General features: G+C 59.8%; 25 protein-coding genes. 24 read left to right on the top strand and 1 reads right to left on the bottom strand.

The genetic code is table 11. From position 1 onward, the window contains the following. The first annotated feature begins 14 nt into the window (after positions 1-14). The 5 genes from tgt (at position 15) to M0808_RS18640 (ending at position 5039) form a co-directional block, all read left to right on the top strand. Positions 15-1130 carry a tRNA guanosine(34) transglycosylase Tgt gene (gene tgt / locus M0808_RS18660; RefSeq protein WP_161794909.1) on the top strand — a complete coding sequence of 372 codons (1116 nt, stop codon included), beginning with the start codon at positions 15-17 and terminating at the stop codon, positions 1128-1130. 43 nt (positions 1131-1173) lie between these two features. After that, positions 1174-1512 (top strand): preprotein translocase subunit YajC, encoded by a 339-nt coding sequence (yajC, locus tag M0808_RS18655; RefSeq protein ID WP_003227923.1) that lies wholly within the window; start codon positions 1174-1176, stop codon positions 1510-1512. A 64-nt stretch (positions 1513-1576) separates the two neighbouring features. Beyond that, a complete protein-coding gene (gene secD, locus M0808_RS18650) occupies positions 1577-3445 on the top strand; it encodes a protein translocase subunit SecD (RefSeq protein WP_098965483.1) in 1869 nt (622 codons plus the stop codon). Between the two features lie 9 nt (positions 3446-3454). Beyond that, on the top strand, positions 3455-4369 hold the full coding sequence (gene secF, locus M0808_RS18645; RefSeq protein ID WP_247842109.1) for a protein translocase subunit SecF: 915 nt from the start codon (positions 3455-3457) through the stop codon (positions 4367-4369). A gap of 121 nt (positions 4370-4490) precedes the next feature. Further along, positions 4491-5039, top strand: coding sequence for a glycine zipper 2TM domain-containing protein (locus tag M0808_RS18640; protein ID WP_027612139.1), 549 nt, complete (start codon positions 4491-4493; stop codon positions 5037-5039). 243 nt (positions 5040-5282) lie between these two features. Here the strand turns inward: M0808_RS18640 and suhB are convergent, their stop codons facing one another. Then, a complete protein-coding gene (gene suhB / locus M0808_RS18635; RefSeq protein ID WP_003227916.1) occupies positions 5283-6101 on the bottom strand; it encodes an inositol-phosphate phosphatase in 819 nt (272 codons plus the stop codon). 145 nt (positions 6102-6246) lie between these two features. On the opposite strand from suhB, the gene trmJ reads away from it, so the two are divergent. The 19 genes from trmJ (at position 6247) to der (ending at position 23069) form a co-directional block, all read left to right on the top strand. Further along, entirely contained in the window at positions 6247-7017 is a 771-nt protein-coding gene (trmJ, locus tag M0808_RS18630; RefSeq protein WP_027612138.1) for a tRNA (cytosine(32)/uridine(32)-2'-O)-methyltransferase TrmJ, read from the top strand. 3 nt (positions 7018-7020) lie between these two features. Next, positions 7021-7797 carry a serine O-acetyltransferase gene (cysE, locus tag M0808_RS18625; RefSeq protein ID WP_003227913.1) on the top strand — a complete coding sequence of 259 codons (777 nt, stop codon included), beginning with the start codon at positions 7021-7023 and terminating at the stop codon, positions 7795-7797. Positions 7798-8037: 240 nt separating this feature from the next. Continuing rightward, positions 8038-8529 (top strand): Fe-S cluster assembly transcriptional regulator IscR, encoded by a 492-nt coding sequence (gene iscR / locus M0808_RS18620; protein ID WP_007956690.1) that lies wholly within the window; start codon positions 8038-8040, stop codon positions 8527-8529. A 50-nt stretch (positions 8530-8579) separates the two neighbouring features. Then, positions 8580-9794, top strand: a complete 1215-nt coding sequence (locus tag M0808_RS18615; protein ID WP_247842108.1) for an IscS subfamily cysteine desulfurase — start codon at positions 8580-8582, stop codon at positions 9792-9794. 83 nt (positions 9795-9877) lie between these two features. Then, complete coding sequence (iscU, locus tag M0808_RS18610) at positions 9878-10264, top strand: Fe-S cluster assembly scaffold IscU (RefSeq protein WP_003227907.1); 387 nt, start codon at positions 9878-9880, stop codon at positions 10262-10264. A 28-nt stretch (positions 10265-10292) separates the two neighbouring features. Further along, positions 10293-10616, top strand: a complete 324-nt coding sequence (iscA, locus tag M0808_RS18605) for an iron-sulfur cluster assembly protein IscA (protein ID WP_003227904.1) — start codon at positions 10293-10295, stop codon at positions 10614-10616. Positions 10617-10624: 8 nt separating this feature from the next. Then, positions 10625-11146 carry a co-chaperone HscB gene (hscB, locus tag M0808_RS18600; protein ID WP_003227901.1) on the top strand — a complete coding sequence of 174 codons (522 nt, stop codon included), beginning with the start codon at positions 10625-10627 and terminating at the stop codon, positions 11144-11146. Positions 11147-11197: 51 nt separating this feature from the next. Further along, positions 11198-13063 carry a Fe-S protein assembly chaperone HscA gene (gene hscA / locus M0808_RS18595; protein WP_247842107.1) on the top strand — a complete coding sequence of 622 codons (1866 nt, stop codon included), beginning with the start codon at positions 11198-11200 and terminating at the stop codon, positions 13061-13063. Then, positions 13063-13404: an ISC system 2Fe-2S type ferredoxin gene (gene fdx, locus M0808_RS18590; RefSeq protein ID WP_007964424.1), complete on the top strand. Its 342-nt coding sequence runs from the start codon at positions 13063-13065 to the stop codon at positions 13402-13404. Before hscA ends, fdx begins: the two co-directional genes overlap by 1 nt. A gap of 14 nt (positions 13405-13418) precedes the next feature. Next, entirely contained in the window at positions 13419-13619 is a 201-nt protein-coding gene (gene iscX / locus M0808_RS18585; RefSeq protein WP_027619659.1) for a Fe-S cluster assembly protein IscX, read from the top strand. A gap of 88 nt (positions 13620-13707) precedes the next feature. Further along, the gene (gene ndk, locus M0808_RS18580) at positions 13708-14133 is read left to right on the top strand and encodes a nucleoside-diphosphate kinase (RefSeq protein WP_007964426.1); all 426 of its coding nucleotides are present in this window, start codon (positions 13708-13710) and stop codon (positions 14131-14133) included. A 28-nt stretch (positions 14134-14161) separates the two neighbouring features. Then, complete coding sequence (gene rlmN / locus M0808_RS18575; RefSeq protein ID WP_247842106.1) at positions 14162-15310, top strand: 23S rRNA (adenine(2503)-C(2))-methyltransferase RlmN; 1149 nt, start codon at positions 14162-14164, stop codon at positions 15308-15310. 12 nt (positions 15311-15322) lie between these two features. Continuing rightward, positions 15323-16081 carry a type IV pilus biogenesis/stability protein PilW gene (pilW, locus tag M0808_RS18570; protein ID WP_007964430.1) on the top strand — a complete coding sequence of 253 codons (759 nt, stop codon included), beginning with the start codon at positions 15323-15325 and terminating at the stop codon, positions 16079-16081. After that, complete coding sequence (locus M0808_RS18565) at positions 16081-17118, top strand: RodZ family helix-turn-helix domain-containing protein (RefSeq protein ID WP_247842105.1); 1038 nt, start codon at positions 16081-16083, stop codon at positions 17116-17118. Before pilW ends, M0808_RS18565 begins: the two co-directional genes overlap by 1 nt. 3 nt (positions 17119-17121) lie before the next feature. Next, entirely contained in the window at positions 17122-18231 is a 1110-nt protein-coding gene (gene ispG, locus M0808_RS18560; RefSeq protein ID WP_007964434.1) for a flavodoxin-dependent (E)-4-hydroxy-3-methylbut-2-enyl-diphosphate synthase, read from the top strand. Positions 18232-18267: 36 nt separating this feature from the next. After that, a complete protein-coding gene (gene hisS / locus M0808_RS18555; RefSeq protein WP_247842104.1) occupies positions 18268-19557 on the top strand; it encodes a histidine--tRNA ligase in 1290 nt (429 codons plus the stop codon). Positions 19558-19598: 41 nt separating this feature from the next. Beyond that, positions 19599-20240: a tetratricopeptide repeat protein gene (locus M0808_RS18550; protein ID WP_007964436.1), complete on the top strand. Its 642-nt coding sequence runs from the start codon at positions 19599-19601 to the stop codon at positions 20238-20240. Then, a complete protein-coding gene (bamB, locus tag M0808_RS18545) occupies positions 20233-21384 on the top strand; it encodes an outer membrane protein assembly factor BamB (RefSeq protein WP_247842103.1) in 1152 nt (383 codons plus the stop codon). Before M0808_RS18550 ends, bamB begins: the two co-directional genes overlap by 8 nt. Before the next feature lie 212 nt (positions 21385-21596). Further along, positions 21597-23069, top strand: a complete 1473-nt coding sequence (der, locus tag M0808_RS18540; protein WP_003227884.1) for a ribosome biogenesis GTPase Der — start codon at positions 21597-21599, stop codon at positions 23067-23069. Positions 23070-23254: the final 185 nt, after the last annotated feature.

Genomic DNA, 23254 nt, shown 5'->3' with positions numbered 1-23254 from the left:
GTCGCGAATGTCGCATGTCCTTTGAACTGCTTGCCACCGATGGCAAGGCTCGTCGTGGTCGGCTGACCTTCCCGCGTGGCACCGTCGAGACCCCGGCGTTCATGCCGGTGGGCACCTATGGCACGGTCAAGGGCATGTTGCCGCGTGACATCGTCGCCACTGGCGCGGAAATCATTCTGGGCAACACCTTCCACCTGTGGCTGCGTCCGGGCACCGAGGTGATCAAGGAGCACGGCGACCTGCACGACTTCATGCAGTGGAAAGGCCCGATCCTCACCGACTCCGGTGGCTTCCAGGTGTTCAGCCTGGGCGCGATGCGCAAGATCAAGGAGGAGGGCGTGACCTTCGCCTCCCCGGTCGACGGCTCGAAAGTGTTCATGGGCCCGGAAGAATCGATGCAGGTGCAGCGCGATCTCGGTTCCGACATCGTGATGATCTTCGACGAGTGCACGCCGTACCCGGCTGACGAAGATGTCGCTCGTGTATCGATGGAGCTGTCGCTGCGTTGGGCCCAGCGCTCGAAAAACGCGCATGGCGACAACACCGCGGCGCTGTTCGGTATCGTTCAGGGCGGCATGCACCAGGATCTACGCATGCGCTCGCTGGAAGGCCTCGACAAGATCGGCTTTGATGGCCTGGCCATTGGCGGTCTGTCGGTGGGCGAGCCGAAGCACGAGATGATCAAGGTGCTGGATTATCTGCCGGGCATGATGCCGGCTGACAAACCTCGTTACCTTATGGGCGTTGGCAAACCGGAAGATCTGGTTGAGGGTGTGCGCCGCGGTGTGGACATGTTCGATTGCGTGATGCCAACCCGTAATGCCCGCAATGGGCATCTGTTCATTGATACAGGCGTGCTGAAGATTCGTAACGCGTTCCATCGCCATGATGATTCGCCGCTGGATCCGACCTGCGATTGCTATACCTGCCAGAACTTCTCCCGCGCTTATCTGCATCACCTGGACAAGTGCGGCGAAATGCTCGGCAGCATGCTCAATACCATCCATAACTTGCGCCATTATCAGGTGCTGATGGCTGGTTTGCGCGAGGCTATTCAACAGGGTACATTGGCCGCCTTTGTCGATGCCTTCTACGCCAAACGCGGGCTCCCCGTTCCGCCTTTGGACTGAGTTTTCTGACCCCAAGATTCAACATTTGCAACTGGAGTGCTAAATGAGCTTTTTTATCTCTAACGCCATGGCTGACGCAGCTGCACCGGCTGCTGCAGGCCCAATGGGCGGCGGCTTCGAGTGGATTTTCCTGGTCGGCTTCCTGGTCATCTTCTACCTGATGATCTGGCGTCCACAGGCCAAGCGCGCCAAAGAGCAGAAGAACCTGCTGAGCAGCCTTGCGAAGGGTGACGAAGTGGTCACCACCGGCGGCATCGCCGGCAAGATCACCAAAGTGGCCGACGACTTCGTGGTTCTGGAAGTTTCCGACACCGTGGAAATGAAGTTCCAGAAGGGCGCCATCGCCGCCACGCTGCCAAAAGGCACGCTGAAAGCGATCTAAGGTTCCAACTTCTACTCAATCGACGGGGCGCGCAAGGCGCCCCGCGTTCATAACGGGCGGCGTGATGCTGAACAAATATCCTCTGTGGAAATACATTCTGATCCTGGCGGTGCTGGCGGTCGGTCTGATTTATTCCGCTCCCAATCTATACCCTGATGACCCGGCCATTCAGATCAGCGGCGCCAGCACGGCACTGCAGGTCAATCAAGCCGATCTGGATCGCGTCAGCACCGCGCTGCGTGAGTCCGGGATCAACGTCAAGGCAGCTTCGCTGGCCGCCAACGGCAAGGGCGGTCTGATCCGTCTGACCAAGGCTGAAGACCAGCTGCCGGCCAAGGACGTTGTGCGCAAGGCATTGGGTGATGACTACGTCGTCGCACTGAACCTGGCACAGACCACCCCGCAATGGCTGCGCAACCTCGGCGCGCACCCGATGAAGCTGGGTCTGGACTTGTCCGGTGGTGTGCACTTCCTGCTGGAAGTGGACATGGACAAAGCCCTCGACGCCCGCCTGAAAGTCTACGAAGGCGACGTCAAGAGTCTGCTGCGTAAAGAGAAGCTGCGCTATCGCAGTCTGCCGCAACTGGGCGGCGCCATTCAGTTGGGCTTCAGCGATGCTGACTCCCGCGAACAGGCCCGTGCGCTGATCCGCAAGAACTTCAACGATTTCGACATTGTTCCGGCCGACCTCAACGGTCAACCGGTGCTGCGTCTGGCGATGACCCCGGCCAAGCTGGCGGAAATCCGTGAATACTCCATCAAGCAGAACTTGACCACGGTACGTAACCGCGTCAACGAGCTGGGTGTTGCCGAACCGATCGTCCAGCGTCAGGGCGCCAACCGCATCGTGGTTGAGCTGCCGGGCGTGCAGGACACTGCCGAAGCCAAGCGTATTCTCGGCAAGACGGCCAACCTTGAGTTCCGTCTGGCTGCAGAGCCGGGGGCTTCGAAAGCCACTTCCGAAACCTTCGAGTTCCGTGAAGGCAAGCGTCCTCCTGCGCAGATCGAGCGTGGCCTGATCATCACCGGTGACCAGGTAACTGACGCCAAGGCTGGTTTCGGCGAGCACGGCACACCTGAAGTGAACATCCGTCTGGATGGCCACGGTGGCGAGCTGATGAGCCGCGCGACCCGTTCGAACGTCGGCCGCAGCATGGCGGTGATCTTCATCGAACAACGTCCGGTGACCACTTACACCAAGCAGGTTGTCGACGGCGTCGAGAAAGACGTGCCAGTTCAGACCTTCAAGGAAGAGAAGAAGATCATCAGCCTGGCGACCATTCAGTCGCCGCTGGGTGCGCAGTTCCGCATCACCGGCCTGAACGGCCAGGGTGAATCGTCCGAGCTGGCGCTGCTGCTGCGTGCCGGTGGTCTGGCCGCGCCGATGTACTTCGCGGAAGAGCGCACAATCGGTCCGAGCCTGGGTGCTGACAACATCACCAAAGGTATCGATGCATCGCTGTGGGGCATGCTGTTCGTCTCGCTGTTCATCATCGCCATCTACCGCTTCTTCGGTTTGATCGCCACGGTCGCGCTGGCGGTGAACATGGTGCTGCTGCTGGCGCTGATGTCGCTGCTGGGTGCAACGCTGACCCTGCCGGGTATCGCCGGTATCGTCTTGACCATGGGTATGGCGGTCGACGCCAACGTGCTGATCTTCTCGCGGATCCGTGAAGAGATCGCAGCCGGCATGACCGTGCAGCGTGCAATCAACGAAGGCTTCGGCCGGGCATTCACCGCGATTCTCGACGCCAACCTGACCACTCTGCTGGTCGGCGGCATCCTCTTCGCCATGGGCACCGGCCCGGTGAAGGGCTTCGCAGTGACCATGTCCCTCGGGATCTTTACCTCGATGTTCACGGCCATCATGGTGACCCGCGCAATGGTCAACCTGATCTTCGGCGGACGTGACTTCAAGAAGTTGTGGATTTAAGGGGCTGCCATGTTACGTACAATCAACTTCATGGGCGTTCGCAACTTCGCGTTCGGCGTCACAGTGTTTCTCACGTTGCTGGCTATTTTCAGCGTCGTCCACAAGGGCATGAACTGGGGCCTGGACTTCACCGGCGGTACGCTCATCGAGCTGACCTACGAGCGTCCGGCCGACGTCACCAAAGTGCGTGAAGAGCTGGTGACTTCCGGTTATCACGAAGCCATCGTGCAGAGCTTTGGTGCAACCACCGACTTGCTCGTACGTATGCCAGGCGAAGACCCGCAGTTGGGTCATCAGGTAGCCGAGGCTTTGCAGAAAGTCGGCGGCGACAACCCGGCGACGGTCAAGCGTGTCGAGTTCGTCGGCCCGCAGGTCGGTGAAGAACTGCGCGACCAGGGCGGCCTCGGCATGCTGCTGGCGCTCGGCGGCATCCTGATCTACCTGGCTTTCCGCTTTCAGTGGAAATTCGCGGTCGGCGCGATCGTTTCGCTGATTCACGACGTGATCGTGACTGTCGGTATCCTGTCGTTCTTCCAGATCACCTTCGACCTGACGGTGCTGGCGGCGGTACTGGCGATCATCGGTTACTCGCTGAACGACACCATCGTCGTGTTCGACCGGGTTCGTGAGAACTTCCGTGTGCTGCGCAAGGCTTCGCTGATCGAGAACATCAACATCTCGACCACTCAGACCCTGCTGCGGACTATGGCAACGTCGATCTCCACCTTGCTGGCGATCGCTGCGCTGCTGTTCTTCGGTGGCGACAACCTGTTCGGCTTCTCCATTGCCCTGTTCATCGGTGTTCTGGCGGGTACCTACTCGTCGATCTACATCGCGAACGTGGTACTGATCTGGCTGAACCTGAGCACTGAGGATCTGATTCCTCCGGCCAACACCGAGAAGGAAGTCGACGAACGTCCATAACGGCCATCGCTTCTCCGGCTGTCAGCCCAGAAAAGGCGCGAGTTGAACTCGCGCCTTTTTTTATGCTCCAAGGCTGGGAGAAGCGCGGGCGCGTCCCGCATGTGATGGTCAGGAGGTTCATGTGAACAAGTCGTTGCTGGTTGGTGCGGTATTGGGTGCTGTCGGTGTGACTGCCGGGGGTGCTGTTGCCACCTACAGCCTGGTTAAAAGCGGCCCTGAATATGCGCAAGTGCTGGCCGTAGAACCGGTCAAGACACAGATCAAGACTCCACGTGAAGTGTGCAAGGATGTTGCTGTAACCCGCCAGGCGCCGGTCAAGGATCAACACCAGATCCTCGGTACCGCGATTGGTGCGGTAGCGGGTGGTTTGCTGGGTAACCAGATCGGCGGCGGTACCGGCAAGAAGATTGCCACGGTCGCTGGCGCGGTCGGTGGCGGTTATGCCGGTAACAAGGTGCAGGAAGGCATGCAGAACCGCGATACCTACACCACCACCCAGACTCGCTGTAACACCGTGAATGACATCAGCGACAAGGTTGTCGGTTACGACGTGCGTTATTCGCTCGATGGCAAGGAAGGCAAAGTGCGGATGGATCGCGATCCGGGCAACCAGATTCCGGTCGACAAGGAAGGCAAGCTGATTCTGTCGCAGAATCAGCCGGCTCAGTAAGGACCGACTGTTTAACAAGAAGCGCCCTGCGGGGTGCTTTTTTGTGCCTGCCATTCAAGCCTCACCACAAAGACCCTGTGGGAGCGGGCTTGCTCGCGAATGCGGTCTACCATCCAGAATTAATGTTGGCTGACGCGCCGCCTTCGCGAGCAAGCCCGCTCCCACAGTGGATTCGAGTGGAGGCTGAAATCGCAGGCATAAAAAAAGCACCCCGAAGGGTGCTTTTTGCTTTTCGCGGGAAGCTTAGCGCTTCAGCGAAGCCGGCAGGTGCGGCTGGATCGCCGTCAGTACTGCCTTGAAGCATTTGGTGTTGCCGGCAACGATGTGGCCTTTTTCAAGGAAATCGTGACCGCCGGTGAAGTCGCTCACCAGGCCGCCAGCTTCTTGAATCAGCAGGGCGCCTGCAGCCATGTCCCACTCGGACAGGCCCGACTCCCAGAACGCGTCGAAACGACCGGCAGCCACGTAGGCCAGGTCCAGGCTGGCGGAGCCGGCGCGGCGGATGCCGGCAGTCTGGCCAACCAGGGCGCGGAACATGCCCAGGTAGTTGTCGAGGTTGTCCATCTGGTCGTCACGGAACGGGAAGCCAGTACCCAGCAGAGCGCCGTCGAGGCTGGTGCGACCGCTGACGCGCAGACGACGGCCGTTCAGTTGAGCGCCGCGACCACGGCTGGCGGTGAATTCTTCCTGGCGAACCGGGTCCAGAACCACTGCGTGTTCCAGCCGACCACGGTATTTGCAGGCAATGCTGACAGCAAAGTGAGGAATGCCACGCAGGAAGTTGGTGGTGCCGTCCAGTGGATCGATGATCCACAGGTACTCTTCGCCTTCGATGCCGTTACCGACGTGCATGCCGGTCTCTTCACCCTGGATCGAGTGATTCGGGTAAGCCTTGCGCAGAGCATCGATGATTTTCTGTTCGGCGGCGCGATCGACCTCGGATACATAATCCTTGGCGTCTTTTTCGTCGACCTTGATGGTATCCAGGCGCTCGATGGAGCGGAAGATCAGTTCACTGGCGCTGCGGGCGGCGCGCAGCGCGATATTCAGCATGGGCTGCATGGATGTGTCACCTAAGGTTGTTAAAGAAAGCCGCGCATTCTATCAGAACTTTTCTTCAGGTGAAGGTCGCTGTTCGCTTTCATAGCTTAACGGTAGGCTGTTCTGTAAGATTTGCACCCCTTTCCTGTGTCCGAGAGCGCCTCCCTTGCTGCAGAACATTCGTGTCGTCCTGGTCAATACCAGCCACCCCGGCAACATCGGCGGGGCCGCGCGCGCCATGAAAAACATGGGTCTGTCGCGGCTGGTGCTGGTCGAGCCGCGGTTGTTTCCGCACCACGAAGCCGATGCTCGAGCTTCCGGTGCCGGGGATATCCTTGAAAATGCTCAAGTCGTCGCCACTCTGGAAGACGCTTTGGTCGGCTGCAATCTGGTGCTCGGCACCAGTGCCCGTGACCGCCGCATTCCCTGGCCGCTGCTCGATCCCCGCGAATGCGGGAGCAAAGTGGTCGAAGAAGCGGGGCAGGGCGCACAAATCGCGTTGGTGTTCGGTCGTGAAGACTCCGGCCTGACCAACGAGGAGCTGCAGCGATGTCACTTTCACGTGCACATCCCCTCCGATCCTGAGTTCAGCTCGTTGAACCTCGGGGCGGCGGTGCAGGTGTTGAGCTACGAAGTGCGCATGGCCTGGCTGGCCGCTCAAGGGCAGCCGACCAAGATCGAGAAAGAAGAAGTGGCTTCGGTGAAAAGCGCCGAGCTCGCGACCATGGATGAGCTGGAGCGCTTTTACGAGCATCTGGAGCAGACGCTGGTCGCCATCGAATTCCTCGATCCGGAAAAGCCAAGACACTTGATGGCGCGCCTGCGCCGATTGTACGGACGCAGCTCGGTCAGCCGGGCGGAAATGAATATTTTGCGTGGCATCCTCACGGAAACCCAGAAAGCGGCCCGTGGTGAGCTTCTTAAGCGGAAGGACTGAATGATGTTTGAGCGTTTGCGTGAAGATATCCAGAGCGTATTCCATCGGGACCCGGCGGCGCGTAACGCTTTTGAAGTCCTGACCTGCTACCCCGGCATGCATGCAATCTGGATTCATCGCCTGGCCGGGATGCTGTGGCGCAATGAGCTGAAGTGGCTGGCGCGGCTGGTGTCGAACTTCGGTCGTTGGTTGACCGGGATCGAGATTCATCCGGGTGCCAAAGTTGGTCGGCGCTTTTTCATTGACCACGGCATGGGCATCGTCATTGGTGAAACCGCCGAGATCGGCGATGACGTGACCATTTATCAGGGCGTGACCCTCGGCGGCACCAGTTGGAACAAGGGTAAGCGCCACCCGACGCTGGGTGATGGGGTTGTCGTGGGTGCTGGTGCCAAAGTGCTCGGTCCATTCACGGTGGGGGCTGGCGCGAAAGTCGGCTCCAACGCCGTAGTGACCAAGGAAGTGCCGCCGGGCGCTACAGTAGTGGGGATTCCGGGGCGGATCATCGTCAAGACCGATGAAGAGCAGGACGCCAAGCGCAAAGCCATGGCCGAGAAGATCGGTTTCGATGCCTATGGCGTCAGCGAAGACATGCCAGACCCGGTGGCTCGCGCCATCGGTCAGTTGCTCGATCACCTGCAAGCGGTGGACGGACGACTGGAGGGGATGTGCGGCGCGCTGAAGGATCTGGGCAGTAATTACTGTGCGAAAGATCTGCCTGAGCTGCGCGAAGAAGACTTTGCCTGTGTGAAGGGCAAGGATCAGAGCCAGGCCAGCTAAACCGGGGCGCCGCATTTCGCGAGCAGGCTCGCTCCCACATTGGAGTGCATCCCCCCTGTGGGAGCGGGCTTGCTCGCGAAGAACGATAACGCGGTACCGCTGGCTGTACGCCGCCAGCCTTTGCTATGATGCGCGCGCTCTTTTGCGGGTAAACCCGACTAAAGCACTAGGTCTTATAGTTGACTTAAATGCTCGGGAATTGCATACTCCCGCCCATTCCGAACTCCGTGGTAATTGTCCATGCGACTGACTACAAAAGGCCGATACGCCGTGACCGCCATGCTTGACCTGGCGTTGCACGCGCAGCACGGGCCGGTGTCCCTGGCCGATATCTCCGAGCGCCAAGGCATCTCCCTGTCCTATCTCGAACAGCTTTTCGCCAAGCTGCGCCGCAGTAACCTGGTTTCCAGTGTTCGCGGTCCAGGCGGTGGTTACCAGCTGTCGCGCGACATGCAGGGCATCCAGGTGGCTCAGGTGATCGATGCGGTCAACGAATCGGTCGATGCTACAAAGTGCCAGGGCCAGGGCGATTGCCATTCCGGCGACACCTGCCTGACTCATCACCTGTGGTGCGACCTGAGCCTGCAGATTCACGAATTTCTCAGCGGTATCAGCTTGGCCGACCTCGTAACTCGCCGTGAGGTGCAGGAAGTGGCCCAGCGTCAGGATCAGCGTCGTTGCAATGGCAAGGCGCCGCGCCTGGACAAGATTGAAGCGTCCGCCGTCGAATGACAGCCAAAGAGCTAGCGGCACGCCAGCCAGCCTGATTTAGGAGATAGTCCATGAAATTGCCGATTTACCTTGATTACTCTGCGACCACCCCGGTCGATCCGCGCGTTGCGCAAAAGATGAGTGAATGCCTGCTGGTCGACGGAAACTTCGGTAACCCGGCGTCCCGTTCCCACGTGTTCGGCTGGAAAGCTGAAGAGTCCGTCGAAAGCGCCCGTCGTCAGGTGGCCGATCTGGTCAACGCTGACCCGCGTGAAATCGTCTGGACATCCGGTGCCACCGAATCCGACAACCTGGCGATCAAGGGTGCGGCGCATTTCTATGGCTCCAAAGGCAAGCACCTGATCACCAGCAAGATCGAACACAAGGCCGTCCTCGACACCATGCGCCAACTGGAGCGTGAAGGTTTCGAAGTGACCTACCTCGAGCCGACTGAAGACGGTCTGATCACCCCGGCGATGATCGAAGCGGCACTGCGCGAAGACACCATTCTGGTGTCGGTGATGCACGTGAACAACGAAATCGGCACCATCAACGACATCGCTGCCATCGGCGAACTGACCCGCTCCAAGGGCGTTCTGCTGCATGTTGACGCGGCTCAGTCCACCGGCAAGGTCGACATCGACCTGCAGAAGCTGAAAGTCGACATGATGTCGTTCTCCGCCCACAAAACCTACGGCCCTAAAGGCATCGGCGCGCTGTACGTCAGCCGCAAGCCGCGTGTGCGCATCGAAGCTACCATGCACGGTGGCGGTCACGAACGTGGCATGCGTTCCGGCACGCTGGCGACCCACCAGATCGTCGGCATGGGCGAAGCGTTCCGTGTAGCCAAGGAAGACATGGCTGCCGAAAACGTGCGCATCAAAGCCCTGAGCGACCGCTTCTACAAGCAGGTCGAGCATCTGGAAGAGCTGTACGTCAACGGCAGCCTGACCGCCCGCGTTCCGCACAACCTGAACCTGAGCTTCAACTACGTTGAAGGCGAGTCGCTGATCATGGCGCTCAAGGATCTGGCGGTATCGTCCGGTTCGGCCTGCACCTCGGCGTCCCTGGAGCCTTCGTACGTTCTGCGCGCCCTCGGCCGCAACGACGAACTGGCACACAGCTCGATCCGTTTCACCTTCGGCCGTTTCACCACCGAAGAAGAAATCGACTACGCCGCGCAGAAAGTCTGCGAGGCCGTTACCAAGCTGCGCGCTCTGTCGCCGCTGTGGGACATGTACAAAGACGGTGTCGACATTTCGAAAATCGAGTGGGCGGCACACTGATTTCAAGTCGCCGCGAACCGGCCCTGCGACCCCAGGTTGCAGGGCTTAAAGAGCGACTCTCTGATGAGTGAGGATTAAGCATCATGGCTTACAGCGAAAAGGTCATCGACCACTACGAAAACCCGCGCAACGTCGGCAAGATGAACGCGGAAGACCCGGATGTCGGCACCGGTATGGTCGGCGCTCCGGCGTGCGGCGACGTGATGCGTCTGCAGATCAAGGTCAACGATCAGGGCGTTATCGAAGACGCCAAGTTCAAGACCTATGGCTGCGGTTCGGCAATCGCTTCCAGCTCCCTGGCCACCGAGTGGATGAAGGGCAAGACGCTGGACGAAGCCGAGACCATCAAGAACACTCAGCTGGCCGAAGAACTGGCTCTGCCGCCAGTGAAAATCCACTGCTCGGTACTCGCTGAAGACGCTATCAAAGCGGCTGTTCGCGACTACAAGCAGAAGAAAGGCTTGATCTAAGCATTGCGCGACGAGTAAGGAGTCAACGATGGCTATCAGCATGACAGAAGCGGCTGCTCGACACGTGCGACGCTCCCTCGACGGGCGCGGCAAAGGTGAAGGGATTCGTCTGGGTGTTCGCACCACGGGCTGTTCCGGCCTTGCCTACGTGCTGGAGTTTGTCGACGAGGTGGTTGCCGAGGATCAGGTGTTCGAAAGTCACGGCGAGAAAGTGATCATCGACCCGAAAAGCCTGGCTTACCTGGACGGCACCGAGCTCGATTTCGTCAAGGAAGGGTTGAACGAAGGCTTCAAGTTCAACAACCCCAACGTACGCGGTGAGTGTGGCTGCGGCGAAAGCTTCAACATCTGAGGCTTGTCGTGGGTATTCCTTGTCATTTCGCTTTGTTCGAGCTGCAACCGAGCTTTCGTCTGGATCTCGAGCAGTTGGCCACGCGCTACCGTGAGTTGGCGCGCGGTGTTCATCCTGACCGCTTTGCCGACGCTTCCGAGCGCGAGCAGCGCTCAGCGCTCGAGCAGTCTGCGCGGCTTAACGACGCGTATCAGACGCTCAAGAGTCCTGCCCAGCGTGCACGCTACCTGCTGACCATCAGCGGGCATGAAGTGCCGATGGAAGTCACGGTCCATGATCCCGAGTTTCTTTTGCAGCAGATGCAGTGGCGCGAAGAGCTCGAAGACCTCCAGGACAGCGCCGATCTCGACGGTGTCGCGGTATTCAAGCGGCGCCTGAAAGTGGCTCAGGAACAGTTGAACGAAAGCTTCGCAGCCTGTTGGGATGATGCGGCGCAACGCGAACAGGCCGAACGCCTGATGCGGCGCATGCAGTTCCTCGACAAGCTCACCTACGAAGTGCGCCAGTTAGAAGAGCGCCTCGACGATTAACCCAGTGCCGCTCCGGTCGCACGCCTGATATACAGATAAGTCCTGATCACGATGGCCCTACTGCAGATCGCCGAACCCGGCCAAAGTCCTCAACCGCACCAGCGTCGTCTGGCTGTGGGGATCGACTTGGGCACTACCAATTCGCTGGTCGCTGCGTTGCGCAGTGGTCTTTCCGAACCACTGGCCGACGCTGACGGGCAGGTCATCCTGCCGTCCGCCGTGCGTTATCACGCCGACCGCGTCGAGGTTGGCGAGTCGGCCAAGCTGGCCGCATCTTCCGATCCCTTGAACACTGTGCTGTCGGTCAAGCGCCTGATGGGGCGTGGTCTGTCCGACGTCAAGCAATTGGGCGAGCAGCTGCCATACCGCTTTGTCGGCGGCGAATCGCACATGCCGTTCATCGACACCGTACAAGGCCCGAAAAGCCCGGTCGAAGTCTCCGCCGATATCCTCAAGGTGCTGCGTCAGCGTGCTGAAGCGACCCTGGGTGGCGAACTGGTCGGTGCGGTGATCACCGTTCCGGCGTATTTCGATGATGCTCAGCGCCAGGCCACCAAGGATGCGGCGAAACTCGCCGGTCTGAATGTGCTGCGTCTGCTCAACGAGCCGACCGCTGCCGCCGTGGCGTATGGTCTGGATCAACACGCCGAAGGTCTGGTCGCAATCTATGACCTGGGCGGCGGAACCTTCGATATTTCGATTCTGCGTCTGACTGGCGGTGTTTTCGAAGTGCTGGCCACTGGCGGCGACAGCGCGCTGGGCGGCGATGACTTCGATCACGCGATTGCCGGCTGGATCATCGAGAGCGCGGGTTTGTCCGCCGACCTCGACCCGGGCGCACAACGCAATCTGCTGCAAACCGCCTGCGCGGCCAAAGAAGCCCTGACCGACTCGGCCAGCGTCGAAGTCGCCTACGGTGACTGGAAAGCGCAGCTGACCCGCGAAGCCTTCGATGCGCTGATCGAGCCGATGGTTGCGCGCAGCCTGAAAGCCTGCCGCCGCGCCGTGCGTGATTCCGGTATCGAGCTGGAAGACGTGCATGCCGTGGTCATGGTTGGTGGTTCGACTCGTGTGCCGCGCGTTCGTGAAGCCGTCGCCGAAGCCTTCGGTCGTCAGCCACTGACCGAAATCGACCCGGATCAAGTGGTGGCCATCGGGGCCGCGATCCAGGCGGATACGCTGGCTGGCAACAAGCGCGATGGCGGCGAACTGCTGCTGCTCGACGTGATTCCACTGTCCCTTGGGCTGGAAACCATGGGCGGGCTGATGGAGAAGGTGATTCCGCGCAACACCACCATCCCGGTCGCCCGTGCGCAGGACTTCACTACTTATAAAGACGGCCAGTCGGCCATGGCGATCCATGTGCTGCAGGGTGAGCGCGAGCTGATCAGCGATTGCCGCTCCCTGGCGCGCTTCGAACTGCGCGGCATTCCAGCGATGGTGGCCGGTGCGGCGAAGATTCGCGTGACCTTCCAGGTCGATGCCGACGGCCTGCTCAGCGTGTCTGCCCGCGAACTGGGTTCGGGCGTCGAGGCGAGCATTCAGGTCAAACCGTCCTACGGTCTGACCGACGGTGAAATCGCCAAGATGCTCAAGGACTCGTTCCAGCACGCCAATGACGACAAGGTCGCCCGCGTCCTGCGCGAGCAGCAAGTCGATGCCCAACGCCTGATCGAAGCGGTGCAGGGTGCTCTGGAAGCCGATGGCGAGCGTTTGCTCGACTCCGAGGAGCGCATGGTCATCGAGCTGCAGATGCAAGAACTGGCCGAACTGATGAAAGGCACCGATGGTTACGCCATCGAGCAGCAGACCAAGCGTCTGTCGCAAGTGACCGATGCTTTTGCTGCCCGCCGCATGGATCTGACGGTGAAAGCCGCTCTGTCGGGGCGCAATCTGAATGAAATCGAGGATATCTGATGCCGCAGGTCATTTTTCTGCCCCACGAGAAGTTCTGCCCTGAAGGCATGGTCGTCGAGGCCGAGCCCGGCACTTCGATTCTCGAGCTGGCTCACGAGCACCACATCGAGATGGAAAGCGCCTGCGGCGGCGTCTGCGCCTGCACCACTTGCCACTGCATCATCCGCGAGGGTTTCGACTCGCTGGAAGAGGCGGACGAGCTGGAAGAAGACTTCCTCGATCGCGCCTGGGGTCTGGAAGCGCAATCGCGCCTGGCCTGTCAGGCTATCGTCGGCGAAGAAGACATCACCGTCGAGATTCCGAAATATTCGCTTAACCATGCGGCCGAAGCGCCGCACTGACTGGTAAGACTGTCATGAGCTACGGTTGGAATGATGTTCAACGCATTGCAGAAGAATTGGCCGAAGCCAAGCCGGATGTAGATCCGCTTTCTGTCAATTTCGTCGACCTGCAGCGATGGATCATGGAATTGCCTGACTTCGACAACACCTCTGGCCGTGTCGGCGAGAAGGTGTTGGAAGCGGTTCAGGCACTCTGGATCGAAGAAGTCGACTGATCGTCCTCGCAGGTTAGGCAATACCCAAGAACCCGCGTATAATTCGCGGGTTTAATTTTTCGCAAATTACCGTTTCTGGAGTTACACCATGGCTGTTCAACGTACTTTCTCCATCATCAAGCCTGACGCTGTTGCAAAAAACGTCATCGGCGAGATCACCACTCGTTTCGAAAAAGCAGGCCTGCGCGTTGTAGCTTCGAAACTGAAGCAGCTGTCCAAAGCCGAAGCTGAAGGCTTCTACGCTGAGCACAAAGAGCGCGGTTTCTTCGGCGACCTGGTTGCTTTCATGATCTCCGGTCCTGTTGTTGTTCAGGTTCTGGAAGGCGAAAACGCTATCGCTCTGAACCGTGAGCTGATGGGCGCTACCAACCCTAAAGAAGCTGCTGCCGGCACCATCCGTGCTGACTTCGCTGAGTCGATCGACGCCAACGCCGTTCACGGTTCGGACTCCGAAGCCGCTGCTGCTCGCGAAATCTCGTACTTCTTCGCAGCTACTGAAGTAACCACTCGCTAAGCATTGCTTTAAGAGTGAAGGTGAATCCATGACTACATCGACTGTTAAAACAAACCTGCTGGGTCTGACCCAGCCGGAAATGGAAAAATTCTTCGACTCAATCGGGGAGAAGCGTTTCCGTGCCGGTCAGGTAATGAAATGGATTCACCACTTTGGCGTCGATGATTTCGACGCCATGACGAACGTCAGCAAGGCCTTGCGCGACAAGCTCAAGGCTATTGCTGAGGTCCGTGGTCCCGAAGTGGTCAGCGAGGACATTTCCAGCGACGGCACCCGTAAGTGGGTGGTGCGCGTGGCGTCCGGCAGTTGTGTCGAGACCGTGTACATTCCCCAGGGCAAACGCGGCACTCTGTGCGTTTCGTCCCAGGCAGGCTGTGCCCTGGACTGCAGTTTCTGCTCCACCGGCAAGCAAGGCTTCAACAGCAACCTCACCGCCGCCGAAGTCATCGGTCAGGTGTGGATTGCCAACAAATCCTTCGGCAGTGTTCCCGCCACCATCGACCGCGCCATCACCAACGTGGTGATGATGGGCATGGGCGAACCGCTGCTGAACTTCGACAACGTCGTGGCCGCCATGCATCTGATGATGGATGACCTCGGTTACGGGATCTCCAAGCGCCGCGTGACCCTGTCCACTTCGGGCGTGGTGCCGATGATCGATGAGCTGGCCAAGCACATCGACGTCTCCCTGGCGTTGTCCCTGCACGCACCGAATGACGCATTGCGTAACCAATTGGTGCCGATCAACAAGAAATATCCGCTTAAGATGCTGCTCGAATCGTGCCAGCGCTACATGTCCGCCCTGGGCGAGAAACGTGTGCTGACCATCGAGTACACCTTGCTCAAGGATGTCAACGACAAGCTTGAGCACGCCGTGGAAATGATCGAGCTGCTCAAAGACATTCCGTGCAAGATCAACCTGATTCCGTTCAACCCGTTCCCGCATTCCGGTTACGAGCGGCCGAGCAACAACGCCATTCGTCGGTTCCAGGATCAGTTGCATCAGGCCGGCTTTAACGTCACTGTCCGCACCACCCGTGGTGAAGACATCGACGCCGCATGTGGTCAATTGGTAGGGCAGGTGCTGGATCGCACCCGTCGCAGTGAACGTTACATCGCCGTGCGCGAGTTGAGCGCCGACAGCGATCTGGCACAGAACACCGCGAACACTAACTAAGAGAGGATCTCTATGTCCCTGCGCTTTGCGCTGCTGTTGCTGATGGCCAGCCTGTGTGCTGGTTGTGTCCTGTCGGGTGACTACAACCCGATGAAGACCAGCAAGGGCCGCGACGAAGCGCGTGCCGCCTACGTGCAGCTGGGACTGGGATACTTGCAGCAAGGGATGACCGAGCGCGCCAAGGTGCCGCTGAAGAAGGCGCTGGAGCTGGACGGCTCCGATCCTGATGCCAACGCTGCCCTCGGCCTGGTGTTCCAGGCCGAAATGGAGCCGAAGCTGGCCGACGAACATTTCCGCAAAGCCCTGTCCTCGCGTCCCACCGATGCACGAATCCTCAATAACTACGGCAGTTTTCTCTACGAAGAACAGCGTTACAAGGAAGCCTACGAGCGTTTTGAGCAAGCAGCCGCCGATACCCTGTATCCTGAGCGTTCGCGAGTCTTCGAGAATCTCGGCATGACCGCCTCGAAACTCGGTCAGCGGGATCTGGCACAGCAGCAACTGGAAAAAGCCCTGCGGCTGAACCGTCAACAACCGCGCGCTTTGCTGGAAATGGCTGAGTTGTCCTTTGAAGACAGGCATTATGTGCCCGCGCGTGACTATTACGACCGTTTCAGCCTGCTAACCGAGCAAAATGCACGTAGTCTATTGCTCGGCGTTCGGCTGGCAAAAGTGTTTGAAGATCGCGACAAGGCCGCCAGTTATGGCCTGCAATTAAAACGACTCTATCCCGGTACGCCGGAATATCAGCAATACCTGTCGGAGCAATGATGAAAGCGGCGCATCCCGAAGTTGTAGCAGCGACTCGCGTTAATCCCGGTGAGACTTTGCGCCAGGCCCGCGAAAGCAATGGCTGGTCGCTGGCCGAAGTGGCCCTCAAGCTCAACCTCACCGTGACTTCCCTGAGCAATCTTGAAGCTGGCGCTTTCGACAAGCTGCCGGGGCATACCTTCGCTCGCGGTTACATTCGCGCTTATGCCAAATTGCTCGGGATGGATCAGACTGTTCTGGTTCAGCAATTCGACCAGTCCACCGGCACCGACTCACAGGGCAGCAACGTGCATGCGCTGGGTCGTATCGAAGAGCCGGTGCGGGTTTCACACACTATTTTGCGTATTGTCAGCCTGCTGTTGCTGGTCGCGGTCATCGGCGGCGGTTTCGTCTGGTGGCAGGATCAGACCTCGCAGCGCAGCAAGGACGTGACCAGCCTGGCCCCGGAGCACGTTGAAGTCGAAGGCGCCGACGGCACCACACAGATTCACCCGATCGACGAGCCGGAAGACCAGGCCGTTGCCGAAGGTCAGGCCGAAGGCGCAACCGCGCTGGTCCTGCCGCAATCGGAAACCACCGCTGAATCGACCGGTGCCGAGCCGGTTGCTCCGGCAACCGCACCAGCCGCCCCGGCTGCAACCACGCCAGCCGCACCGGTTCATACACCGGCTCCGGTTGTGACTGCTCCGGCGACTTCAGCACCGAATGCCCCGGCCACACCAGCGCCGACGGTCACCGCACCAGTGGTAGCGGCTACCTCTGCGCCGACCGCAGAAGCAGCTGTCCCAGCGGCTGGCGACGGCCAGGTGCAACTGCAGTTCACCGCCGATTGCTGGGCACAGGTCACCGATGGTCGCGGCAAAGTGCTGTTCAGCGGTCTGAAACATAAAGGCGACAGCGTTTCGGTTTCCGGCAAGCCGCCACTGGCGGTGCGTCTGGGTGTGGCTCGCGCCGCACAGGTCAGCTACAACGGCCAACCGGTCGATATCGCTCCGTTCACCAGTGGCGAGACTGCTCGCCTGAAGTTGGGTCAATAAGTCATGCACGGCGAATCTCCAATCAAACGTCGCGTTTCGCGCAAGATCTGGGTCGGTAACGTACCTGTTGGCGGCGATGCGCCCATCGCTGTGCAGAGCATGACCAACAGCGACACCAATGATGTGGCTGCCACCGTCGCCCAGATCAATCGTCTGGAAGCGGCCGGCGTCGACATCGTCCGCGTTTCGGTACCGGACATGGACGCCGCCGAGGCGTTCGGCAGGATCAAGCAACTGGTCAAGGTGCCGCTGGTTGCCGACATCCACTTCGACTACAAGATCGCTCTGCGCGTCGCCGAACTGGGTGTGGACTGCCTGCGCATCAACCCGGGCAACATCGGTCGGGAAGACCGGGTGCGTGCCGTGGTCGATGCCGCCCGTGACCGCGGGATTCCGATTCGTATCGGCGTCAACGCCGGCTCGCTGGAAAAAGACCTGCAGAAGAAATACGGCGAACCGACCCCGGCTGCACTGGTCGAGTCCGCGCTGCGTCACGTCGAGCACCTGGAGCGCCTGAATTTCCAGGACTTCAAGGTCAGCGTGAAAGCCTCCGACGTGTTCATGGCCGTTGAAGCCTACCGTCTGCTGGCGAAAGAAATCGTCCAGCCGCTGCACCTGGGCATCACCGAAGCCGGTGGTTTGCGTTCGGGCACAGTGAAATCCGCCGTGGGCCTAGGTATGCTGCTCGCCGAGGGGATTGGCGATACTATCCGCATCTCGCTGGCGGCCGATCCGGTCGAGGAAGTGAAGGTCGGTTACGACATTCTCAAGTCTTTGCATCTGCGTTCCCGTGGCATCAACTTCATCGCCTGCCCGAGCTGCTCGCGGCAGAACTTCGATGTGGTCAAGACCATGAACGAGCTGGAAGGGCGCCTTGAAGACCTGCTGGTGCCGCTGGATGTCGCGGTGATCGGTTGCGTGGTCAACGGCCCCGGCGAAGCCAAGGAAGCCCATATCGGCTTGACCGGCGGCACGCCAAACCTGATTTACATCGACGGCAAGCCGTCGCAGAAACTGACGAATGACAATCTGGTGGACGAGCTGGAAAAGCTGATCCGCGAGAAAGCGGCCGAGAAGGTCGAAGCTGACGCAGCGGTCATCGCGCGCGGCTGAGCCTGACTGAAAGCCGAATGAATTTAAGGATTTAAAGTGAGCAAGTCTCTGCAAGCCATCCGTGGCATGAATGACATCCTGCCCGAACAGACCCCGCTGTGGCGTTATTTCGAGGGCACTGTCGCGCGTCTGCTGGATAACTACGGTTACAAGCAGATCCGCATGCCGATCGTCGAATTCACCGAGCTGTTCAAACGCTCGATCGGTGAAGTGACCGACATCGTCGAAAAAGAGATGTACACCTTCGAAGATCGCAACGGCGACTCTCTGACCCTGCGCCCGGAAGGCACAGCGGCGTGCGTGCGTGCGGTGCTCGAACACGGCATCACCGGCGGTGGTCAGGTGCAGAAACTCTGGTACATCGGCCCGATGTTCCGCCACGAGCGTCCGCAGAAAGGCCGTTATCGCCAGTTCCACCAGATCGGTCTGGAGGTGTTCAACCTCGACGGTCCGGACATCGATGCCGAGCTGATCATCATGACCTGGCGCCTGTGGGGCGAGCTGGGCATCCGTGATGCGGTCAAGCTCGAACTCAACAGCCTGGGCACCAGCGAATCCCGTGGTCGATATCGTGAAGCGCTGGTCGAGTACCTCTCGGCGCACCACGACAAGCTCGACGAAGACAGCCAGCGTCGCCTGAAAACCAACCCGCTGCGCGTGCTCGACACCAAAAATGCCGACACTCAGGCGGTACTGGTCGATGCGCCGAAGATGGCCGACTACCTGGACGACGAATCCCGTGCGCACTTCGAAGGTCTGAAGGCGCGTCTGGACGCGGTTGGCATCCCGTACGTGCTCAACCCGAAACTGGTGCGCGGCCTCGATTACTACAGCAAAACCGTATTCGAATGGGTCACCGACAAGCTCGGCGCTCAGGGCACGGTCTGCGCGGGCGGTCGTTACGACGGTCTGGTCGAGCAGATGGGCGGCAAGCCGACTAGCGGCGTGGGTTTCGCCATGGGCATCGAGCGTCTGGTGTTGATGCTCGAAACCCTGGAGCAGATCCCGGAAGAAATCTCCCGTCAGGTCGACGTTTACCTCTGCGCCTTTGGCGAGGAGGCCGAACTGGCCGGTCTGGCCCTGGCCGAGCGTGTGCGTGACCAGCTTCCAAACCTGCGTCTGCAAGTCAATGCCGGCGCCGGCAGCTTCAAAAGCCAGTTCAAGAAAGCCGACAAGAGCGGTGCGCTGTACGCACTGATCCTGGGTGACGACGAAATGGCCCAGCAAGTGGTAGGTTTCAAACCCCTGCGTGGCCAGGGCGAACAACAAAGCATTGCCTGGGATGCGCTTGCCGCTCACCTGGCCACCTGCGTCGTGCAGGGTTGAAGCTGTCTAAACAGCCGATTTAGCGATTAAGGAGTATTGGGGTGTCGAGTACCGAAGACGAACAGTTGGCGGATTTGAAAGACTGGTGGACACGCAACGGCAAACCTCTGGTCACTGGCGGCCTGTTGGCGCTGGTCATCGTGTTCGGCTGGCAGGCTTTTCACAAGTATCAGAGCAACCAGTCGCAAGGCGCCTCGGTGCTCTATCAGCAACTGCTGGAAACCACGCTGACCCCGGACGGCAAGCCTGACGCTGCCCGCGTTGCGGATCTGGCCGGCAAGCTCAACAGCGAATTCGGCGGCACCGCGTACGCGCAGTACGGCAGCCTGTTCGTGGCCAAAGTAGCGGTCGACAGCGGCAAGCTGGACGACGCTGCGACTGAACTCAAAGCCATCGTTGCCAAACCGGCCAACCCGGCGCTGGGCGAAATCGCCCGTCAGCGTCTGGCGCAGGTGCTGGGTGCGCAGAACAAGGCCGATGAAGCCCTGAAGCTGCTCGACGGCGATGCCGACAAGGCGTTCCTGGCCACTCGCGAAGAACTCAAGGGTGATCTGCTGGTTCAGCTGGGTCGTACCGACGAGGCGAACACCGCGTATCAAAAAGCCAAGGCGGCACTGTCGGATGAAGCGGCAGTCGGTGGCCTTCAAATCAAGCTCGACGACCTGGCCAAAGGGGATGCGTGACGTGATCCGTTGGAAGCATGCAGCATTGCTGGCTCTGGCCATTCTGGCCGCGGGTTGCAGCAGCAACAGCAAAAAAGAACTGCCACCGGCCGAGCTGACCGACTTCAAAGAAGAAGTGGTGCTGCAAAAGCAGTGGAGCCGTTCGATCGGTGACGGTCAGGGCGAAACCTACAACATGCTGGTGCCGGCGATCGATGGTGACACCATCTACGCCGCCGACGTGACCGGCGTGCTGATGGCCATGGATCGCAGCAATGGCGACGTGAAGTGGAAAAAGGATCTTGAACTGCCTGTCTCCGGCGCCGTTGGCGTAGGTTACGGCCTGGTCACGATCGGTACCCTGAAGGGTGAAATCGTTGCCCTCGACGCCATCAACGGCGAAGAGAAGTGGCGCGCCCGGGTATCCAGCGAAGTCCTCGCTCCGCCGGCCAACAACGGTGACGTTGTCGTGGTACAGACTCAGGACGATCGTCTGATCGGTCTGGACGCTGCTACCGGCAACCGTCGCTGGACCTACGACAGCACCCCTGCGGTACTGACCCTGCGCGGCACCAGCGCCCCCGTCGTGACCAACCGCCTCGCGGTGGCTGGCCTGTCGACCGGTAAAGTGGTCGCCCTGGACATTTCCAACGGCGTGCCGGTGTGGGAACAACGGGTCGCGATTCCAACCGGTCGTTCGGAACTGGAGCGCGTGGTCGACATCGATGGCGGTCTGCTGCTGTCCGGTGAAACGCTGTACGTCGCCAGCTATCAGGGCCGCGTCGCGGCACTCGATCTGCAAAGCGGTCGCCAGCTCTGGCAGCGCGATGCGTCGAGCTATGCCGGTGTCGCCCAGGGTTTCGGCAACGTCTACGTGAGCCTGTCTTCGGGCACCGTTGAAGGCGTTGACGAGCGTTCGACTACTGCACTGTGGAGCAACGACTCGCTGGCTCGCCGCCAACTGTCGGCTCCGGAAGTGTTCTCCAGCTACGTAGCCGTCGGTGACCTGGAAGGTTACCTGCACCTGTTGAGCCAGGTGGACGGTCGTTTTGTGGGTCGTGAGCGTATCGACAGTGACGGCCTGCGTGCCCGTCCGCTGGTGGTGGGCAACACGATCTATGTGTATGGCAACAGCGGCAAACTGGAAGCCCTGACCATCAAGTAACAACTATGCTTGGGGTTAACGCCCCAGGCAGCTTCACTTGTGGGAGCGGGCTTGCTCGCGAAGGGCGTCAACGAAGACGCGTACAGCCTGATTAAACGCGGTGCTGCTACGGTCTTTCGCGAGCAAGCCCGCTCCCACAGTGTTGCCCCGAGCACCAGCCGCTGCCTCGCAGCGGCTTTTGTATTTTCTGAAATAACGAAGTGGAGAGCCGCATGGTTCCCGTAATCGCCCTGGTGGGCCGACCGAACGTCGGCAAATCCACCTTGTTCAACCGCCTGACCAGGACTCGCGACGCCATCGTCGGCGACTTGTCCGGTCTGACCCGTGATCGCCAGTACGGTGAGGCCAAGTGGCAAGGGCGTTCCTACATTCTGATCGACACCGGCGGTATCTCCGGTGACGAACACGGTATGGACGAAAAAATGGCCGAGCAGTCGCTGCTGGCCATTGAAGAAGCGGATGTTGTGCTGTTCCTGGTAGATGCCAAGGCCGGTTTCACCGCCGCCGACCAGATGATCGCCGAACACTTGCGCAAGCGTAACAAGCGTTCCCACGTGGTTGCCAACAAGGTCGACAACATCGACCCGGAAATGGCCCGCGCTGAATTTGCCCCGCTGGGCATGGGCCACGCGATCCCGATCGCCGGTGCTCACGGCCGTGGTATCACTCAACTGCTGGAAGCGGCACTGAGCGATTTCCCGCGTGACGAAGACGAGCCGCAGGAAGGCGAAGAGGAAGAGATCGTCGCCGAGGGTGAGGAAGCCAAGCGCATTCCTGGCCCGAGCGAAAAAGACGGGATCAAGATCGCCATCATCGGCCGTCCGAACGTCGGCAAGTCGACTCTGGTCAACCGCATGCTCGGTGAAGACCGCGTCATCGTCTACGACCAGCCAGGCACCACCCGCGACAGTATCTACATCCCGTTCGAGCGTAACGACGAGAAGTACACGCTGATCGACACCGCCGGTGTGCGCAAGCGCGGCAAGATCCACGAAGAAGTCGAAAAATTCTCCGTGGTCAAAACCCTGCAGGCGATCAAAGACGCCAACGTGGTGATCTTCGTGATGGACGCCCGCGAAGGTGTGGTCGATCACGATCTCAACCTGTTGGGCTTTGCCCTCGAAGCCGGCCGTGCGCTGGTGATCGCGATCAACAAATGGGACGGCATGACCCCGAGCGAGCGCGACTACGTCAAGGTCGAGCTGCAACGTCGGCTGTTCTTCGTCGACTTCGCCGACATTCACTTCATCTCGGCGTTGCACGGCACTGGCGTGGGCAACCTCTACGCCTCGGTGCAGAACTCGTTCAAGTCCGCGGTCACCCGCTGGCCGACCAGCCGCCTGACGCAGATTCTCGAAGACGCGGTCAGCGAACACCAGCCGCCGATGGTCAACAGCCGCCGGATCAAGCTGCGTTACGCTCACCTGGGTGGTGCGAACCCGCCGATCATCGTGATCCACGGTAACCAGATCGAGAAAGTGCCGAAGTCGTATGTGCGCTATCTGGAGAACACTTACCGCCGTGTGCTGAAGCTGGTCGGTACGCCGATCCGCATCGAGTTCAAAGGTGGCGAGAACCCGTACGAAGGCAACAAGAACACGCTGACCGACCGCCAGGTCAACAAGAAGCGTCGCTTGATGTCGCACAACAAGAAAGCCAGCAAGAAGCGCCGCGACAAGAAGTGATCCTGTGGTGAGGGGATTTATCCCCGACGGGTTGCGAAGCGACCCCAAATACCTGTCATAGGGTTTGCGACTGCTTCGCAGCCGATCGGGGATGAATCCCCTCGCCACAAGGTCGCTGCGCTATAAATGAAAGAAGGGTGCTCAGTTGGGCGCCCTTTTTTTATGGGCGCCGGATGGGCTATTCT

The sequence above is a fragment of the Pseudomonas sp. MWU12-3103b genome (assembly GCF_023100615.1).
Lineage (GTDB): Bacteria > Pseudomonadota > Gammaproteobacteria > Pseudomonadales > Pseudomonadaceae > Aquipseudomonas > Aquipseudomonas putida_A.
The sequence above is the reverse complement of the archived record's forward strand: the minus strand, read 5'-3'. Positions and strand labels throughout refer to the sequence as shown.

Excerpts from the sequence above, each read along its gene's own strand:
- tgt (WP_161794909.1), top strand. The coding sequence starts at position 15 with ATGTCCTTTGAACTGCTTGCCACCGATGGCAAGGCTCGTCGTGGTCGG.
- yajC (WP_003227923.1), top strand. The coding sequence starts at position 1,174 with ATGAGCTTTTTTATCTCTAACGCCATGGCTGACGCAGCTGCACCGGCT.
- secD (WP_098965483.1), top strand. The coding sequence starts at position 1,577 with ATGCTGAACAAATATCCTCTGTGGAAATACATTCTGATCCTGGCGGTG.
- secF (WP_247842109.1), top strand. The coding sequence starts at position 3,455 with ATGTTACGTACAATCAACTTCATGGGCGTTCGCAACTTCGCGTTCGGC.
- suhB (WP_003227916.1), bottom strand. The coding sequence starts at position 6,101 with ATGCAGCCCATGCTGAATATCGCGCTGCGCGCCGCCCGCAGCGCCAGT.
- cysE (WP_003227913.1), top strand. The coding sequence starts at position 7,021 with ATGTTTGAGCGTTTGCGTGAAGATATCCAGAGCGTATTCCATCGGGAC.
- iscR (WP_007956690.1), top strand. The coding sequence starts at position 8,038 with ATGCGACTGACTACAAAAGGCCGATACGCCGTGACCGCCATGCTTGAC.
- M0808_RS18615 (WP_247842108.1), top strand. The coding sequence starts at position 8,580 with ATGAAATTGCCGATTTACCTTGATTACTCTGCGACCACCCCGGTCGAT.
- iscU (WP_003227907.1), top strand. The coding sequence starts at position 9,878 with ATGGCTTACAGCGAAAAGGTCATCGACCACTACGAAAACCCGCGCAAC.
- iscA (WP_003227904.1), top strand. The coding sequence starts at position 10,293 with ATGGCTATCAGCATGACAGAAGCGGCTGCTCGACACGTGCGACGCTCC.
- hscA (WP_247842107.1), top strand. The coding sequence starts at position 11,198 with ATGGCCCTACTGCAGATCGCCGAACCCGGCCAAAGTCCTCAACCGCAC.
- fdx (WP_007964424.1), top strand. The coding sequence starts at position 13,063 with ATGCCGCAGGTCATTTTTCTGCCCCACGAGAAGTTCTGCCCTGAAGGC.
- iscX (WP_027619659.1), top strand. The coding sequence starts at position 13,419 with ATGAGCTACGGTTGGAATGATGTTCAACGCATTGCAGAAGAATTGGCC.
- ndk (WP_007964426.1), top strand. The coding sequence starts at position 13,708 with ATGGCTGTTCAACGTACTTTCTCCATCATCAAGCCTGACGCTGTTGCA.
- rlmN (WP_247842106.1), top strand. The coding sequence starts at position 14,162 with ATGACTACATCGACTGTTAAAACAAACCTGCTGGGTCTGACCCAGCCG.
- pilW (WP_007964430.1), top strand. The coding sequence starts at position 15,323 with ATGTCCCTGCGCTTTGCGCTGCTGTTGCTGATGGCCAGCCTGTGTGCT.
- M0808_RS18565 (WP_247842105.1), top strand. The coding sequence starts at position 16,081 with ATGAAAGCGGCGCATCCCGAAGTTGTAGCAGCGACTCGCGTTAATCCC.
- ispG (WP_007964434.1), top strand. The coding sequence starts at position 17,122 with ATGCACGGCGAATCTCCAATCAAACGTCGCGTTTCGCGCAAGATCTGG.
- bamB (WP_247842103.1), top strand. The coding sequence starts at position 20,233 with ATGCGTGACGTGATCCGTTGGAAGCATGCAGCATTGCTGGCTCTGGCC.
- der (WP_003227884.1), top strand. The coding sequence starts at position 21,597 with ATGGTTCCCGTAATCGCCCTGGTGGGCCGACCGAACGTCGGCAAATCC.